We start from the raw sequence: 15,282 nt of genomic DNA, 5'->3' as shown, positions 1-15,282 counted from the left end.
GGCGGCACCCTGGTGGCGCGGGCACGCCTCGGGGGCGTGGAACCCAGGCCCGACCCGGGGAGCAGGATGCACGCAGGCAGAGGATCCGGCTCGCCCACGAACGGCAGGGCAGGCCGTTGGCGCGCGCGGTCGGCGCGTCTGCGGGCCCGGCTGCTGCGGCTGCGGAACACCGCCGAGGAGCGGTTCCCGGTGATCACCCGCCTCACCTCCCATCTGATCGCGGTGAACCTGCTGGACTCCGCGACGCGGCTGGCGGCCCAGGCCTTCCTGACCGCCGTTCCCCTGCTGTTCGTGGTCGCCTCCTTCGCGCCGGAAGGACTGCGCAACCAGATCGTCGACTCCGTGCACGACGTCCTCGGTATCAACGGCGCCGCCGACCAGCAGCTGAAGATGGTCTACGACGCCGATTCCGGAAGCCTGCGGCAGAGCACCGGGGTGGTCAGCGCGCTGATGGTGCTGCTCTCCGCCACCGCGTGCAGCCGTGCGATGCAGCGTCTCTGCCAGCGCGCTTGGCGGCTGCCGAAGACGAGCGCGCGGATCGCCGCATGGAGATGGCTCGTGTGGCTCGTGGCCTTCCTGGCCGTGCTCGCCCTGCAGGGACCGCTGCGGAACGGATTCGGCGCGGGGCTGTGGCTCGGCCTGCCGCTGGTGCTGGTCACCCAGGTGGGTGTCTGGTGGTGGACCCAGCACCTGCTGCTGGCCGCACGCGTCCCCTGGCTGCCGCTGCTGCCCGGTGCGCTCCTCACCGGGACGGCCCTGACCGTGCTGGCGGTGGTGGCCAAGCTGTACGTACCCGCCGCGCTCAACCACAGCCTGGACCGGTACGGGTCGCTGGGCGCGGTCTTCACCGTGCTGTCGTGGCTGATCGGACTCTGCGTCGTCGTCGCCGGCGGCATCACCACCGGCGCCGTCATCGCACGGGAACCTGCGGTGGCCCGGCGCCTCGGCTCACCCGACTAGCCCAACTCGCCGGAAACATCGCCCGGAGATACGTTGGTTGGTGGGGTTGATGCCCTCTTCACCCGGCAATACCGAACCATGTTCCAAGGACGGTGGCCGGCATGGCCGACGCGCAGCACTACGACGTCATCGTTATTGGCACCGGTGCGGGCGGTGGCACGATCGCCCACCGACTGGCGCCCACCGGGAAACGGATTCTCCTTCTGGAACGCGGTGGTTATCTGCCCCGCGAACGCGACAACTGGGATTCCACCGCGGTCTTCGTCAAAGGGAAATACCGCGCCCCGGAGTTCTGGTTCGACAAACACGGAAACCAGTTCCCGCCCGAGGTCAATTACTACGTGGGCGGCAACACCAAGTTCTACGGCGCCGCCCTCTTCCGTATGCGCCCCGAGGACTTCGGCGAACTCCGCCACCACGACGGCGTCTCCCCCGCCTGGCCGCTTCGTTACGAGGACCTGGAGCCGTACTACACACAGGCCGAACACCTCTATCTCGTCCATGGCCGACACGGCGAGGACCCGACCGAGGGTCCCACCAGCGGCCAGTACGCCTACCCGCCGGTCCAGCACGAGCCGCGTATCCAGCAACTCAGCCACGACCTGGAGAAGCAGGGGCTGCACCCCTTCCACCTCCCGATCGGGGTGAACCTCACCCAGGACGACCGGGGCCGGGCCCTACACACCAGCGCCTGTATCCGCTGCGACCGCGTCGACGGCTTCCCCTGTCTGGTCGGCGCGAAGTCCGACGCGCAGGTCATCTGTGTCGACCCCGCCCTCGAACACGCCAACGTCGAGATGGTCACCCACGCGGACGTGCGGCGCCTCGAAACGGATGCGACCGGCCGCAGTGTCACCACTGTCGTCGCGACGGTGGGCGACGGGGACCCCTCGACCGTGGAATTCAGCGCCGACATCGTGGTCGTCGCCTGCGGAGCCGTCAACTCCGCCGTCCTGCTGCTGCGTTCGGCCAATGACCGCCATCCGCAGGGCCTGGCCAACAGTTCGGACGTGGTGGGCCGGCACTACATGCGGCACAACAACCTGGCCCTGATGGCCGTCTCCAAGGAGCCGAACGACACCAGGTTCCAGAAGACGCTGGCGCTGCACGACTGGTACCTGGGATCCGACGACTGGGACTATCCCCTCGGCGGCATCCAGATGCTCGGCAAGTCCGACTCCGCGCAGATCCACGGCGAGGCGCCCCGCTGGGCCGGGGCCGTCACTCCCGATATGCCGTTCGAGGTACTCGCCCACCACGCGGTCGACTTCTGGCTGTGCGGAGAGGACCTGCCCGTCGCCGACAACCGCGTCACCCTGGACGGGGACGGCGGAATCCACCTGGCCCTCGACGAGAAGAACAACATCGCCGGGCTGCAACGCCTGCGGCACAAACTGCAGGGAATGCTCAGCCACTTGGGCATGCACGAACACCATCTGCTGTCGCGCAGCATCTACCTGCACAAGGGCATGCCCATCGGTGCCACCGCGCATCAGGCGGGCACGGTCCGCTTCGGGAACGACCCCGCCGGCTCCGCGCTCGACGTCAACTGCAAGGCCCACGACCTCGACAACCTGTACGTCGTCGACACGAGCTTCTTCCCGAGCATCGGAGCGGTCAACCCGTCGCTGACCGCCATCGCCAACGCTCTGCGCGTCGGTGACCACATCGCGGAGCGACTGCAGTGACCACCAACCACCCTGCCGACAGCCCCACCCCGCACCGCACACCGCAGGAGCGCGCCGCACTCGGCAAGGACGCCCGCTCTGCCGTACCCCGCTCCAGTCACGCCGAGTTTGCGCCCACGGACAAGCGGCCCGACCCGGTGGACGTCATCGAGGCGCAGTCGGCGGCGCGGGTGCCCGAGCTCGTACCGATCCGCTACGGCAGGATGACCGAGTCACCCTTCCGCTTCTACCGGGGGGCCGCCGCCATCATGGCCGGCGACCTCGCCGACACCCCACGGAGCGGGATCAGAGCGCAGTTGTGCGGCGACGCGCACCTGCTGAACTTCCGGCTGCTGGGCTCGCCCGAGCGCCGCATGATGTTCGACATCAACGACTTCGACGAGACACTGCCCGGCCCGTGGGAGTGGGACGTCAAGCGGCTGTCCGCCAGTCTCGTCATCGCGGGCCGGGCGAACGGCTTCAGCACCAGGGAGCGGACCGACATCGTGATGTCGGCCGTGCGGTCGTACCGCAAGTGGATGCGGCGCTTCGCCACCATGGGCAATCTCCCCGTGTGGTACTCCCAGTTCGACGAGGAGTGGGTGTGGGACCACTTCGTCCAGGACGTGAGCACGCGGGCCCGCCACCGCTGGACCCAGTCGGTGGCGAAGGCACGCACCCGGGACAGTCTCCAGGCCTTCAGCAAGCTCACCCACCTCGTCGACGGGAAGGCCCGCATCGCCCCGGATCCACCGCTGATCACGCCGCTCCAGGACCTGCTTCCGGACGTCGAACGCGCCGAGCTGGAGAAGCAGATCCGCCGCTTGATCGAACGGTACGGTCACAGCCTCCCGTCGGACCGGCGGTTCCTGCTGGAGCAGTACCGGGTGGTCGACGTGGCCCGCAAGGTGGTCGGGGTGGGGAGCGTCGGCACCCGCTGCTGGATCATTCTCCTGCTCGGCCGGGACGACATGGATCCGCTGCTTCTCCAGGCCAAGGAGGCCGACGAGTCGGTGCTGGCGCCGTTCGCCGGGGCCAGTGGCTACCGGACGCAGGGCGAGCGCGTGGTGTCCGGCCAGCGGCTCATGCAGGCCACCAGCGACATCTTCCTGGGCTGGGGGCAGGTCGAAGGCATCGACGGCCGTCGACGGGACTTCTACGTACGGCAGTTGCGGGACTGGAAGGGCATCGCCGAGCCCGAGACGATGGTGCCGAGGGGAATGCGGGCCTTCGGTTCGCTGTGCGGTGCCACGCTGGCCCGCGCGCACGCGAGGTCGGGCGACCGGATCGCGATCGCCGCGTATCTGGGCGGGGGCGACGTCTTCGACCGGGCGCTGGTGACGTTCGCCGAGCGGTATGCCGACCAGAACGAGATGGACCACCAGGCACTCGTCGACGCGGTCCGTTCGGGGCGGGTCAAGGCTGAGGCGACCTGACAAGGAGATCAGCATGGATCGCTATCCGCCCATCGCCGACCACGGGCTCATCGGGGACCTGCAGACCGCGGCGCTGGTGTCGTCCCAGGGTGTGATCGACTGGTTCGCGGCACCGCGCTTCGACTCGCCGAGTGTTTTCGCTGCCCTGCTCGACCACGACGGGGGCGGGTACTTCCTCCTCGCGCCCGAGCACCCCGAGGGAACCTGTAAGCAGCTCTACTACCCGGACACCGCCCTCGTGGTGACCCGCTTCATGTCACCCGACGGAGTCGGCGAGGTCATCGACCACATGCCGGTCCAAACGGGCCTGACGGCGACCGACCGGCACAGCCTGGTACGGGTCGTCCGCTCGGTGCGCGGCACCGTGCGCTTCACCCTCGAATGCCGGCCGCGGTTCGACTACGCGCGGGCCACCCACACACTCGGCCTCACGCCCGACACGAACACCGCGACGTTCCGGGCTCCGGGGACGACCGCCTACCTTCAGGGCAGCATCCCGCTCGAACAGGACGGGCAGGACGTCCGGGGCAGCATCACCCTCAACGCCGGAGAGACGGCGGGCGTGGTGTTCACCGTGTGCGCGCCGGGCGGGGAGATGCCGCCGCCACCCACCACCGAGCGGATCACGGAAGAACTCTGGGAGAACGTCGACTTCTGGCAGAAGTGGGTGCGCACTTCGCGCTACCAGGGCCGCTGGACGGAGATGGTGCACCGCTCCGCGATCACCCTCAAGCTCCTCACCTACGCCCCTACGGGCGCGCCCGTCGCCGCCGCCACCATGGGACTGCCCGAGCAGATCGGCGGTGAACGCAACTGGGACTACCGGTACACCTGGGTGCGGGACGGCTCCCTGTCGGTACGGGCCCTGCTCGACCTCGGTTTCGTGGAGGAGGCGACGCGCTTCACGCGCTGGCTCGGTGACCGCCTGCACGACCGCGAGGGTCCGGGCGACGAACCCCTCCAGATCATGTACCGGGTCGACGGCGACCCTCATCTGACGGAGGAGATCCTGGAGCACTTCGAGGGCTACCGCGGCTCCTACCCGGTCCGGGCCGGCAACGCCGCGACCGACCAGCTGCAGCTCGACATCTACGGCGAGGCCCTCTACGCCCTGGCCGAGGGCCGCACGGTCGGCGAACAGGCGGGCTATCACGGGTGGAAGGGGCTGGCCGCGACCCTGGACTGGCTCGCCGACTCCTGGGACCGGCCCGACGAGGGCATCTGGGAGACCCGGGGCGGACGCAAGGACTTCACCTACAGCCGGGTGATGTGCTGGGCCGCCTTCGACCGCGGTCTGAAGCTGGCGGCCGAGTTCAGCAGGCCGGCCGACACTGTGCGCTGGACCCGGGCCCGGGACGCGATCCTCGAGCAGGTCATGGAGCGCGGCTGGAGCGAGAAGCAGCAGGCCCTCGTCCAGTATTACGACGGCGATGTCCTGGACGCCTCTCTGCTGCTGGTCCCCCGGGTCGGATTCCTGTCCCCCCAGAGCCCCGGCTGGCTCAGCACCCTCGACGCCATGGACCGCGTCCTCGTGTCCGACAGCCTCGTCTACCGCTACGACCCCCAGGCCTCCCCCGACGGACTGCGCGGTTCCGAAGGAACGTTCAGCCTGTGTACGTTCCTGTACGTCGACGCCCTCGCCCGCGCGGGGCGCCTCCCCCAGGCCCGTTACGCCTTCGAGAAGATGCAGACATACGCCAACCACGTCGGCCTGTTCGCCGAGGAGATCGGCCCCAGCGGCGAGCAACTCGGCAACTTCCCACAGGCGTTCACCCATCTCTCCCTGATCATGGCCGCGACGACGCTGGACGAGGCGCTCGACGCGCTCCGGCTCCGTAGCTGAACGCCGGGATCCCCGCCAGAACGCGACCAGCGATATATCCATTCGCCGCCCCCTCGTCCCCGACCTACCCTCGGTGACATGACCAAGCCCCTCGTCGCCATTCTGAGCGGCGCCGGTATCTCCACCGACTCCGGGATCCCTGACTACCGCGGCCCCAACGGGCTGTGGCGGCGCGACCCGGAGGCCGAGAAGCTCGTCACGTACGAGTACTACATGGGGGATCCGGAGATCCGGCGCCGCTCGTGGCAGATGCGGCGGAAGAACCGGGCGCTGCAGGCGGAGCCGAACGCGGCGCATCGTGCCGTGGCCGAGTTGGAGCGGTCCGGGGTGCCGGTGCGGGTGATCACGCAGAACGTGGACGGGCTGCATCAGCTCGCCGGGATGCCGGCGCGGAAGGTGCTCGAACTGCATGGGAGCGCGCGGAGCGTGGTGTGCACCAAGTGCCATGCCAAGGCGCCGATGGAGGACGCGCTCGCGCGGGTCGAGGCCGGCGAGGCGGACCCGCCGTGTCTGGAGTGCGGGGGGATCCTGAAGTCGGCGACCGTCATGTTCGGGGAGCAGCTCGACCCCGTCGTCCTCGGCGAGGCCGTAGCCATCACCAAGGCCTGCCAGGTGTTCATCGCCGTCGGGAGCAGTCTCCAGGTGCAGCCCGCCGCCGGGCTCGCAGGTGTCGCCGCCGACCACGGGGCCCGCCTGATCATCGTCAACGCCGAGCCGACCCCGTACGACGAGCGGGCCGACGAGGTCGTACGGGAGCCGATCGGCACGGCGTTGCCCAAGCTGCTGCTCGGGCTGGGCAACAGCTAGAAGAGAGCCGCTCCGCCCTCGAAGTCCAGCAGCCGCTTCTTGCGGTCCAGGCCGCCGCCGTATCCCGTGAGGCTGCCGTTGGCGCCGACCACGCGGTGGCAGGGGACGATGATGCCGATGGGGTTCTTGCCGTTGGCGAGGCCGACCGCGCGGGAGGCGCCCACGTTGTCCAGGGCTTCGGCCAGTTCGCCGTACGTGCGGGTCTCGCCGTAGGGGATCTGGCGCAGTTGGTCCCAGACACTGCGCTGGAAGGGCGTGCCGGCCATCCGCAGTTCGAGGGTGAACTCTTTCAACTCGCCCGCGAAGTAGGCCTTCAGCTGGGCTTCCGCCTCGTCGAAGAGGGTGTCGTCGCGCTCGCCGAAGTTCTCCTCCTGCGGGCGGTGGCGCTGGCCGACCATGTAGAGGCCGCACAGGACTCCGTCGTCGGCGACGAGGGTGAGGGGGCCGTAGGGGCTGTCGATGACCGTGTGCTGTTTCACTGAGTGTCCTTGAATGAATGTCGACCCAACGGGCTCATACCGGCAGGAAGTTGATCGGGTGGCTGTCCGTCGCCCACAGGTACTGGACGGCGTACGCCCGCCACGGCCGCCATGCTGCCGCGCGTGCGGTGAGCGCGGACGGGGTCGAGGGCAGGCCCAACTCCTGTGCGGCGCGCCGGATTCCGAGGTCGGTGGCCAGGAAGGCGTCGGGGTCGCCGAGGGCGCGCATCGCGATGACGTCGACCGTCCAGGGGCCGAAGCCGGGCAGCGCCAGCAGTCGGGCGCGCGCCTCCGCCCAGTCACTCTCCACGCCCAAGTGGAGAGTGTGGTCCGCGAGTTGGCGTACGAGCGTGGTGAACGTGGTGCGGCGGGTGCGCGGCATCGCGAGCGACTCGGGGTCCAGTGCGGCGAGTGCCTCGGAGGACGGGAAGAGGTGGGTGAGGCCGCCCTCCGGGTCGTCGACCGGTTCGCCGTGCGCGGTGACCAGGCGGGCCGCGTGGGTGCGGGCCGCGGCCGTCGAGACCTGCTGGCCCAGCACGGCTCGTACGGCGAACTCGGCCTCGTCGACCGTGCGCGGCACCCGGCGGCCGGGCGCCTTGTCGACGAGCGGGGCGAGCAGCGGGTCGGTGCGCAGCTGGCCGTCGACCGCGACCGGGTCGGCGTCCAGGTCGAGCATGCGGCGGCAGCGGCTGATCGCGACGGGCAGGTCGCGCAGGTCGCTGAGGCTGAGACGGCAGGCGACGTGGTCGGCGTTCGGGGTGAGCGCGGCGATCCCGTGGCCGTAGGGCAGGCGCAGGGTGCGCCGGTACGCCCCGTCGCGCCACTCCTCGACGCCGGGTACGGCGGTCGCCGCGAGGTGGCCGAACAGGTTGTCCGGGTTGAGGGGGGCGCGGAAGGGGAGCCGGAGGCTCAGGACCCCCGGCGCGCCCGCTCCCGCGGTGCCCGCCGCCCGCTTCTTGGGCACGCGGGTGCGCAGCTCGCTCGGCGACAGTGCGAAGACCTCGCGCACGGTGTCGTTGAAGGTGCGAATGGAGGAGAACCCGGCCGCGAAGGCGATCTCCGCCATCGGGAGCGGGGTGGTCTCGATGAGCAGCCGCGCGGTCTGGGCGCGCTGGGCCCGGGCGAGCGCCAGCGGTCCCGCGCCCAGCTCGGCCAGCAGCTGCCGTTCGATCTGGCGGGTGCTGTAGCCGAGCCGGGTGGCCAGCCCCGGCACGCCCTCGCGGTCCACCACGCCGTCGCCGATCAGGCGCATCGCGCGGGCCACCAGGTCGGCGCGCTGGTTCCACTCGGGTGAGCCGGGGCTGGTGTCCGGGCGGCAGCGCTTGCAGGCCCGGAATCCGGCCTGCTGGCAGGCTGCCGCGCTCGGGAGGAACGTCATGTTCTCCGGCTTGGGCGGCACGACCGGGCAGCTGGGCCGGCAGTAGATCCTGGTGGTCAGCACCGCGGTGAAGAACCATCCGTCGAAGCGCGCGTCCTTCGACTGGACGGCGCGCACGCAGCGCTCGGTGTCCGTGTGCATCGCGTTCTGCATGCATCAAGCATCGGACACGCGCGAGGGCGGGGCTGGCGAGAATACGACATGTACGTGGCGCTGCCTGCGGCTAGCCGACGTCCGTCCTCCGCCACGCGGATTCCCGCAGCAGCCTCAGCCCGTTCAGGCCGACCAGGACGGTGGAGCCCTCGTGGCCCGCGACGCCCAGCGGGAGCGGCAGGTGGCCGAGGAGGTCCCACAGGACCAGGGCCGTGATGAACGTACCGGCGACGACGAGGTTCTGGGTGACCAGGCGGCGGGCGGCACGGGAGAGACGTACGACCGCGGGGATGGCGGCCAGCTCGTCGCGGACGAGGACGGCGTCGGCGGTCTCCAGGGCGAGGTCGGACCCGGCGCGGCCCATCGCGATCCCGGCGTGGGCGGCGGCCAGGGCGGGGGCGTCGTTGACTCCGTCGCCGACGAACAGCACCTTGCGGTCGGCGAGTTGGAGTACGGCCTCGACCTTGTCCTGCGGGAGGAGACCGGCGCGTACGTCGGTGATGCCGGTGGCGGTGGCCACCTGGGCGGCGGCGCGTGGGTTGTCGCCGGTGAGCAGCACGGGTGTGGTGCCGGTCAGGGCGGTGAGCGCGGAGACGGTTGCGGGGGCGTCGGGGCGGAGGCGGTCGGTGAGGGCGAGGGTGCCGACGGGGGTGCCGTCGCGTTCCACAAGGACGACCGTGCCGTCACCGGTGCCGGTGTGCGCGGCCGGGCGGCCGACCGTGACGGCGTGGCCGTCGACCGTGGCGGTGACGCCGTGCCCCGGCCGCGCCGTGAAGTCGTCGGCGGGCGCCAGGCGCAGGCCGCGGGACCGGGCGGCGGCGACGATCGCGCGGGCGAGCGGATGTTCGCTGGGGTGCTCGGCGGCGGCAGCCAGGGCCAGCAGGGCGTCCTCGTCCAGGCCCGAGCCCGGCGCCGGACGGACGGCCGTCAACTCGGGCGCGCCCTCGGTCAGCGTGCCGGTCTTGTCGAGCGCGGCCATGTCGATCTCGCCGAGGCGTTCCATGGCGAGGGCCGACTTGACCAGGACTCCGTGCCGTCCGGCGGTGGCGATGGCGGAAAGCAGCGGCGGCATGGTGGCCAGCACCACCGCGCACGGCGAGGCGACGATCATGAAGGTCATCGCCCGCAGCAGCGCACCGGTGAGGTCCGCGCCGAAGGCGAGCGGCACGGCGAAGACGGCGAGGGTGGCGGCCACCACGCCCACCGCGTACCGCTGTTCGACCTTCTCGATGAACAGCTGCGTCGGCGCCTTGGTGCGGGAGGCCTCCTCGACAAGGGTGACGATGCGGGCGATCACCGAGTCGCCGGGGTCGCGCTCGACGCGGACACGCAGCGCGCCGGTGCCGTTGAGGGTGCCCGCGAAGACCTCGTCGCCGGGGCGTTTGACGACCGGCAGCGGTTCGCCGGTGATGGTGGCCTGGTCGGCCTCACTCACCCCGTCCAGGACCTGCCCGTCGGCGCCGATCCGCTCCCCCGGGCGGATCAACAGCACGTCTCCCACGGCGAGTTCGGCAGTCGCCACGGTCTCCTCGCCCGTGTCCGCCAGCCGCGTCGCGGTCGTCGGCGCGAGGTCGAGCAGACCTCGTACGGAGTCGGCGGTACGGGCGGTGGCGAGGGCCTCCAGGGCTCCGGAGGTGGCGAAGATGACGATCAGCAGGGCGCCGTCCAGGACTTGCCCGATCGCGGCCGCGCCCAGCGCCGCGACGATCATCAGCAGGTCGACGTCCAGGGTCTTCTCGCGCAGCGCCCGCAGCCCTTCGAGGGCGGGTTCCCAGCCTCCCGCGGCGTATGCGATCGCGTAGAGCGGGCCGTACGTCCACCCGGGCGCGCCGCCGAGGTGCGGCGGGAGTGCGAGCAGGAAGGCGACGGTCGCGAGGAGCGCCCAGCGGGCCTCGGGCAGCGCGAGGAGGCGCGTGCGGCGGCTCAGGGGCGCCGGGGCGGGGGGCTCGGTGACGGGTGGTGGCGGGGCGAGAGTGGGAGTCACGCGGAGCACCATAGAGGAACACATGAAGACTCATTCATACCTTCATGTACGGTGGGTAAGATACCGCCCATGGGTCATGGAGCCGTCACCGCCGCGCAGGACGCCACCCCGCGCGTACGTCTGGACGCGGCCAACGTCGCGAAGGTGGCCACCACGCTCCAGGCCCTGTCGACCCCCTCCCGCCTGCTGATCCTCGCCCGGCTGCGCGAAGGACCGCTCCCGGCCACGGAGTTGGCCGCGGCGGTGGGCATGGAGCAGTCCGCCTGCTCGCATCAGCTGCGCCTGCTGCGCAACCTGGGCCTGGTCGTCGGCGAGCGGAGCGGCCGCTCGGTGGTGTACGCGCTCCACGACCACCATGTCGCCGAACTCCTCGACCAGGCGGTCTTCCACGTGGAGCATCTGCGGCTCGGCCTCAGCGACGCGCCCGAGTGAGGTGACGGCGGCGCCCGCGCGGCAGATGTGGCCGCTGTACGCCGCCGGGTTCACCACCGCGTTCGGGGCGCACGGCATCGCCGCGAACCTGGGCGGGCGCTCCGAGGACCGGGTCACCTCGCTCCTCGTCCTGGGCGGACTGCTCGCCCTCTACGACGGGGCCGAGGTGCTGCTGAAGCCGGTGTTCGGCACGCTCGCCGACCGGATCGGCGCCCGGCCCGTGCTGCTCGGCGGGCTCGTCGCCTTCGCCGCCGCGTCCGCGCTGTACGTCATGGTGGACCGGCCCGGCCTGCTGTGGGCGGCCCGGCTCGGTCAGGGCGCGGCGGCCTCCGCGTTCTCGCCGGCGGCCTCCGCGCTGGTCGCCCGGCTCAATCCGGCGGCGGGGCACGGGCGGGCGTACGGGAGTTACGGCTTCTACAAGTCCATCGGCTACACGCTGGGGCCGCTGCTGGGCGGTGTGCTCGTGTGGGCGGGCGGGCTGCGGCTGCTGTTCGGCGTGCTCACCGTGCTGGGCGCGGTCGTCGCCGTATGGGCGCTGCTCTCCGTGCCGCGCGTGCCGCCGCTGCCGCGTGCCCGGCAGACCGTGCTCGACCTGGCCCGGCGGCTGGCCGATCCCGCGTTTCTCACCCCGACGGCGGCGCTCGCGGGTGCGACGGCCGCGCTGTCCGTGGGGGTGGGGTTCCTGCCCGTCTCCGGGGCCGCGGCAGGGCTCGGCACGGTGGCGACCGGGGCCGCGGTGTCGGTCCTCGCGGCCTGTGCGGCGGTGGTCCAGCCGCGCGCCGGGCGGGCGTTGGACGCGGGCCGGCTGACCGCGCGCGCGGGGATCGGTGCCGGGCTGATGACCGCCGCCGCGGGGCTCGTCTGCGCGATGCTGCCCGGGCTGGCGGGCGTTCTGCTCGCGGCCGCGCTGATCGGCGTCGGTACGGGGCTGATCACTCCGCTGGGCTTTGCCGCGCTGGCGGGCGGCACGCCTCCGGAGCGGCTCGGGCAGACTATGGGGGCCGCTGAGCTGGGGCGCGAACTGGGTGATGCGGGTGGGCCGTTGCTCGTTGCGGTGGTCGCCACGGTGGGGACATTGGCGTACGGGTTCGGGGTGCTCGCCGTGCTGCTGGCGGTCGGGCCTGTTGTGGGGGTCGCGCTGGGGAGCCGGGTGGTAGAGAGGTGGCGGGGCCGGGGCTAGCCCCCGCAGGGTTTTTCGCCCCCGCCGCCCCTACCCGTCCCATCCCGTTCCTGGGGCTCCGCCCCAGACCCCGCGGGGTGGGTGGGGTTGTGTGTCGACTGCGGGTGGGTGGGGTTGCTCGCGCAGTTCCTCGCGCCCCTTGGTGGGGGTGGGTGGGGGCTGTGTGTCGGCTGCGGGTGGGTGGGCTGGTCGCGCAGTTCCCCGCGATCCCCAGGGAGCCGCACGCCGGAGGCGTCAGCGGGTCTCCTCGCCCTGGGCGATCTCCACCTCGTGGTGGAAGGCGAGGACGCCTGCCGCCGAGGCGCCTGCGGAGGTGGTCGCGGCGGCGGCGGCGAGGAGGAGGGCGATCCAGGGGGCGGCGCGGGGGCGGCGCGGGGGTGAGGCGAGGAGGGCCGCGACGCGTTGGGGTACGGGGCCCGAGGTGGCTGCGGGGGCGAAGTCGGGGCGGGTCGAATGGGACGCCGTGGTGGCCAGGGCGGCGCGGGCGATGGCGCGGGCTGTCAGGCGCCGGTCCCCCACCGCGGCGGCGGCGGCCTCGTCGGCGGCGCGCTCGGCGGCGAGCGCGATGACCGGGCGGACCGGGCGCAGGCCGGGGTGGCAGTGGGCGGCGAGTTCGGCCGCGAGGAGGAAGCGGTGGTGGCCGCCCGCGTTGTGGGCCCGTTCGTGGGCGAAGAGCGCCTCGCGTTCGTCGGCGCCGAGGCTGCGGAGCATCGCTGTCGTGACGACGATCCGGTGCGGGCGGCCCGGCAGGGCGTAAGCGTCCGGGTGTGGTGATTCGATGACGCACAGGTCACCCGCGGCGGGGCGGCGGTCGGCCTCGGTGCGGGCGGTGCGGAAGGCGCGGAGCTGGCGCAGGGCCGAACGCCCGAGGGTCCAGGCGCCGACGGTGAGCGCGCCGGTGGCGGCCGCCGCCGCGGGCAGGACGACCAGGTCCGAGGCGGTGCGCAGGGGGTGGACGAGATCGCCGAGGCCCGCGAAGACGGGCAGCTTGAACAGGCCGGTCAGAAGCAGCGCGCCCAGCGCGGCCACGGAGGCGCCGGCCAGCACCACGACGGCGAGCGTGAGCGTCCAGAGCGCGGTCACGGGTGCGAGACGGCCGAGGCAGCGGCGGGCCAGCGCCGGCACCGCGAAGGGCACCAGCAGAGGGATCAGCAGCAGAGCCGTCATGCCTCACCCGGTTCCAGCAGATCGCGCAGCAGGCGCTCGTCGTCGGGGCTGAGCTGGGCGACGAACCGGGCCAGGGCCGTCTCGCGGTCGTCGTCCCGGTCGAGTTCGCTGTGCATGCGCCGGGCGGTGAGACCGTGCGGGTCCTGGATGGGGAAGTACGCGTAGCCCCGGCCCTGCCGCTCGCGGCCGACGATGCCCTTCTCGTGCAGCCGGGACAGGATCGTCGTCACCGTCGTACGCGCCAGACCCGAGTCCAGCTCCAGCTGTACACGCCCGGGCGTGAGCGGTGCCCCTGCGGCCCAGAGAGCGGCCATCACACTGGCCTCGAGCTCGCCCGCCGGTCGGCGTTCGTCCTTCGCGCTGGTCATGGGAACGATCCTCACCCCGCCATCGTCTACAGTTCAGTAGACCGTCTACAGGATTGTAGTCACTCGGGTACGTGTCGACCGTACCCGCCCGTCCAGTATGAGAGGGCCCGCGACAATGGCCGCATCCATGTTCGCAGCGTCACAGCTCGCCGTGAATGTTCTCAGTGCGCAGTCCCTGCTCGCCGCCTTCGGTGTGCTGGGCGTGGGTGTCGTGATGTTCGCGGAGACCGGCCTGCTGATCGGCTTCTTCCTGCCCGGTGACTCCCTGCTGTTCACGGCGGGCCTGCTGTGCACGGGGTCCGGTCACGGCGGCCTGAAGCTGTCGCTGGGCCCGCTCCTGGTCGCCGCCGCGGTGGGCGCGCTGGCCGGCTCGCAGTGCGGTTACCTGCTCGGACGGAAGGCGGGCGGCGCCCTGCTCGCCCGCAGCGGCTCGCCCCGGCTGCACGCGGGGGCCCAGCGCGCCGAAGAGCTGCTGGAGCGCTACGGCCATGCGAAGGCGATCGTGCTGGCCCGCTTCGTCCCCGTGGTGCGTACGGTCCTGAACCCCATGGCGGGCGCGCTGCACGTGCCCGTGCGGACGTTCACCCTCTGGCAGGTGATCGGCGGACTCGTCTGGAGCCTGGGCCTCACACTCGGCGGATACGCACTGGGCTCGTCGATCCCGAACGTCGACCGGTATCTGCTCCCGATGATCGCCCTGATCGTCATCGTGTCCCTGCTCCCGCTCGCCGCCGAGTTCTACCGCTCCCGCCGGGCCGCCACCGCGGAGAAGGGGGTCCAGGGATGATCCTCGCGTTCGACGGCTCCTCGATCGACGGCTCCGCCTACACCTACGTGCTGGACCTCGCCCAGGACTCCCCCTCGTGGCTGGACAGACTGGTGTCCGCCTGGTCGACGTACGGGCTCGGGCTGTTCGCCGTGTTCATGCTCCTGGGCTGGTGGCAGGCGCGGCGGGTGAGCGCCCGGGCCGCGCTGATCGCGCTCGCCGTGCCGGTGATCGTGGTCGTGGCGTACGCGGTGAACTCCGTATTCAAGATGCTGGTGCGCGAGGACCGGCCCTGTCAGAGCCTGCGGGTGAAGACGCTGGAGGCGTGTCCGGCGCCGGGTGACTGGTCGTTCCCGAGCAATCACGCGGTCATCGCCGCCGCGGCCGCCGTCGCCCTGCTCTTCGTCTCCCGCCGCCTCGGCACCGTCGCGGTGGTGGCCGCCTGCGCGATGGCCGTGTCGCGCGTCTGGGTGGGCGTGCACTACCCGCACGATGTGGTGGCCGGGGTCCTGGTCGGCACACTGATCGCGATGCTGCTGACGGCGGCGCTGCGGCGGGTCCCCGAGACGCTGGCGCACCGCCTCACGGGATCACCGCTGAGACCCCTGCTGGTCGCGCCACAACTCGCCGGGGCAACGCCGTACGAGAAAAGGTGAGGGAGA

General features: G+C 71.8%; 14 protein-coding genes. 9 read left to right on the top strand and 5 right to left on the bottom strand.

Annotated features, from left to right (window positions below; genetic code table 11):
- The first annotated feature begins 66 nt into the window (after positions 1-66).
- The 5 genes from AB5J50_RS41820 (at position 67) to AB5J50_RS41800 (ending at position 6,713) form a co-directional block, all read left to right on the top strand.
- The gene (locus tag AB5J50_RS41820) at positions 67-960 is read left to right on the top strand and encodes a YhjD/YihY/BrkB family envelope integrity protein (protein ID WP_369263824.1); all 894 of its coding nucleotides are present in this window, start codon (positions 67-69) and stop codon (positions 958-960) included.
- 101 nt (positions 961-1,061) lie between these two features.
- Positions 1,062-2,648: a GMC oxidoreductase gene (locus tag AB5J50_RS41815; protein ID WP_369263823.1), complete on the top strand. Its 1,587-nt coding sequence runs from the start codon at positions 1,062-1,064 to the stop codon at positions 2,646-2,648.
- The gene (locus AB5J50_RS41810) at positions 2,645-4,063 is read left to right on the top strand and encodes a DUF2252 domain-containing protein (protein ID WP_369263822.1); all 1,419 of its coding nucleotides are present in this window, start codon (positions 2,645-2,647) and stop codon (positions 4,061-4,063) included. Before AB5J50_RS41815 ends, AB5J50_RS41810 begins: the two co-directional genes overlap by 4 nt.
- Positions 4,064-4,076: 13 nt before the next feature.
- Positions 4,077-5,906, top strand: coding sequence for a glycoside hydrolase family 15 protein (locus AB5J50_RS41805; protein WP_369263821.1), 1,830 nt, complete (start codon positions 4,077-4,079; stop codon positions 5,904-5,906).
- A gap of 78 nt (positions 5,907-5,984) precedes the next feature.
- Positions 5,985-6,713: an NAD-dependent deacetylase gene (locus tag AB5J50_RS41800; protein ID WP_369263820.1), complete on the top strand. Its 729-nt coding sequence runs from the start codon at positions 5,985-5,987 to the stop codon at positions 6,711-6,713.
- On the opposite strand, the gene AB5J50_RS41795 is transcribed toward AB5J50_RS41800, so the two are convergent.
- The 3 genes from AB5J50_RS41795 to AB5J50_RS41785 form a co-directional block, all read right to left on the bottom strand.
- On the bottom strand, positions 6,710-7,192 hold the full coding sequence (locus AB5J50_RS41795) for a methylated-DNA--[protein]-cysteine S-methyltransferase (protein WP_369263819.1): 483 nt from the start codon (positions 7,190-7,192) through the stop codon (positions 6,710-6,712). The genes AB5J50_RS41800 and AB5J50_RS41795 overlap by 4 nt on opposite strands.
- 34 nt (positions 7,193-7,226) lie before the next feature.
- A complete protein-coding gene (locus tag AB5J50_RS41790; RefSeq protein WP_369263818.1) occupies positions 7,227-8,723 on the bottom strand; it encodes an AlkA N-terminal domain-containing protein in 1,497 nt (498 codons plus the stop codon).
- Positions 8,724-8,793: 70 nt separating this feature from the next.
- The gene (locus tag AB5J50_RS41785) at positions 8,794-10,719 is read right to left on the bottom strand and encodes a heavy metal translocating P-type ATPase (protein WP_369265659.1); all 1,926 of its coding nucleotides are present in this window, start codon (positions 10,717-10,719) and stop codon (positions 8,794-8,796) included.
- Between the two features lie 57 nt (positions 10,720-10,776).
- On the opposite strand from AB5J50_RS41785, the gene AB5J50_RS41780 reads away from it, so the two are divergent.
- Both AB5J50_RS41780 and AB5J50_RS41775 read left to right on the top strand, forming a co-directional pair.
- Positions 10,777-11,139 carry a metalloregulator ArsR/SmtB family transcription factor gene (locus tag AB5J50_RS41780; RefSeq protein WP_327433226.1) on the top strand — a complete coding sequence of 121 codons (363 nt, stop codon included), beginning with the start codon at positions 10,777-10,779 and terminating at the stop codon, positions 11,137-11,139.
- A 25-nt stretch (positions 11,140-11,164) separates the two neighbouring features.
- Positions 11,165-12,319 carry an MFS transporter gene (locus AB5J50_RS41775; RefSeq protein WP_369265658.1) on the top strand — a complete coding sequence of 385 codons (1,155 nt, stop codon included), beginning with the start codon at positions 11,165-11,167 and terminating at the stop codon, positions 12,317-12,319.
- Positions 12,320-12,553: 234 nt separating this feature from the next.
- Here the strand turns inward: AB5J50_RS41775 and AB5J50_RS41770 are convergent, their stop codons facing one another.
- Complete coding sequence (locus AB5J50_RS41770) at positions 12,554-13,486, bottom strand: M48 family metalloprotease (RefSeq protein ID WP_369263817.1); 933 nt, start codon at positions 13,484-13,486, stop codon at positions 12,554-12,556.
- Entirely contained in the window at positions 13,483-13,854 is a 372-nt protein-coding gene (locus tag AB5J50_RS41765) for a BlaI/MecI/CopY family transcriptional regulator (protein WP_327433224.1), read from the bottom strand. The genes AB5J50_RS41770 and AB5J50_RS41765 overlap by 4 nt, the downstream gene beginning before the upstream one ends.
- Positions 13,855-13,981: 127 nt before the next feature.
- On the opposite strand from AB5J50_RS41765, the gene AB5J50_RS41760 reads away from it, so the two are divergent.
- Both AB5J50_RS41760 and AB5J50_RS41755 read left to right on the top strand, forming a co-directional pair.
- Positions 13,982-14,641 carry a DedA family protein gene (locus AB5J50_RS41760; RefSeq protein ID WP_369263816.1) on the top strand — a complete coding sequence of 220 codons (660 nt, stop codon included), beginning with the start codon at positions 13,982-13,984 and terminating at the stop codon, positions 14,639-14,641.
- The gene (locus tag AB5J50_RS41755; RefSeq protein ID WP_369263815.1) at positions 14,638-15,276 is read left to right on the top strand and encodes a phosphatase PAP2 family protein; all 639 of its coding nucleotides are present in this window, start codon (positions 14,638-14,640) and stop codon (positions 15,274-15,276) included. The genes AB5J50_RS41760 and AB5J50_RS41755 overlap by 4 nt, the downstream gene beginning before the upstream one ends.
- The last annotated feature ends 6 nt before the right edge of the window (positions 15,277-15,282 follow it).

Source organism: Streptomyces sp. R35, assembly GCF_041053035.1.
Lineage (GTDB): Bacteria > Actinomycetota > Actinomycetes > Streptomycetales > Streptomycetaceae > Streptomyces > Streptomyces lutosisoli.
The sequence above is the reverse complement of the archived record's forward strand: the minus strand, read 5'-3'. Positions and strand labels throughout refer to the sequence as shown.

Coding starts and splice junctions, on each gene's coding strand:
- AB5J50_RS41820 (WP_369263824.1), top strand. CDS start 67: ATGCACGCAGGCAGAGGATCCGGCTCGCCCACGAACGGCAGGGCAGGC.
- AB5J50_RS41815 (WP_369263823.1), top strand. CDS start 1,062: ATGGCCGACGCGCAGCACTACGACGTCATCGTTATTGGCACCGGTGCG.
- AB5J50_RS41805 (WP_369263821.1), top strand. CDS start 4,077: ATGGATCGCTATCCGCCCATCGCCGACCACGGGCTCATCGGGGACCTG.
- AB5J50_RS41800 (WP_369263820.1), top strand. CDS start 5,985: ATGACCAAGCCCCTCGTCGCCATTCTGAGCGGCGCCGGTATCTCCACC.
- AB5J50_RS41790 (WP_369263818.1), bottom strand. CDS start 8,723: ATGCAGAACGCGATGCACACGGACACCGAGCGCTGCGTGCGCGCCGTC.
- AB5J50_RS41785 (WP_369265659.1), bottom strand. CDS start 10,719: ATGGTGCTCCGCGTGACTCCCACTCTCGCCCCGCCACCACCCGTCACC.
- AB5J50_RS41780 (WP_327433226.1), top strand. CDS start 10,777: ATGGGTCATGGAGCCGTCACCGCCGCGCAGGACGCCACCCCGCGCGTA.
- AB5J50_RS41775 (WP_369265658.1), top strand. CDS start 11,165: ATGTGGCCGCTGTACGCCGCCGGGTTCACCACCGCGTTCGGGGCGCAC.
- AB5J50_RS41770 (WP_369263817.1), bottom strand. CDS start 13,486: ATGACGGCTCTGCTGCTGATCCCTCTGCTGGTGCCCTTCGCGGTGCCG.
- AB5J50_RS41765 (WP_327433224.1), bottom strand. CDS start 13,854: ATGACCAGCGCGAAGGACGAACGCCGACCGGCGGGCGAGCTCGAGGCC.
- AB5J50_RS41760 (WP_369263816.1), top strand. CDS start 13,982: ATGTTCGCAGCGTCACAGCTCGCCGTGAATGTTCTCAGTGCGCAGTCC.
- AB5J50_RS41755 (WP_369263815.1), top strand. CDS start 14,638: ATGATCCTCGCGTTCGACGGCTCCTCGATCGACGGCTCCGCCTACACC.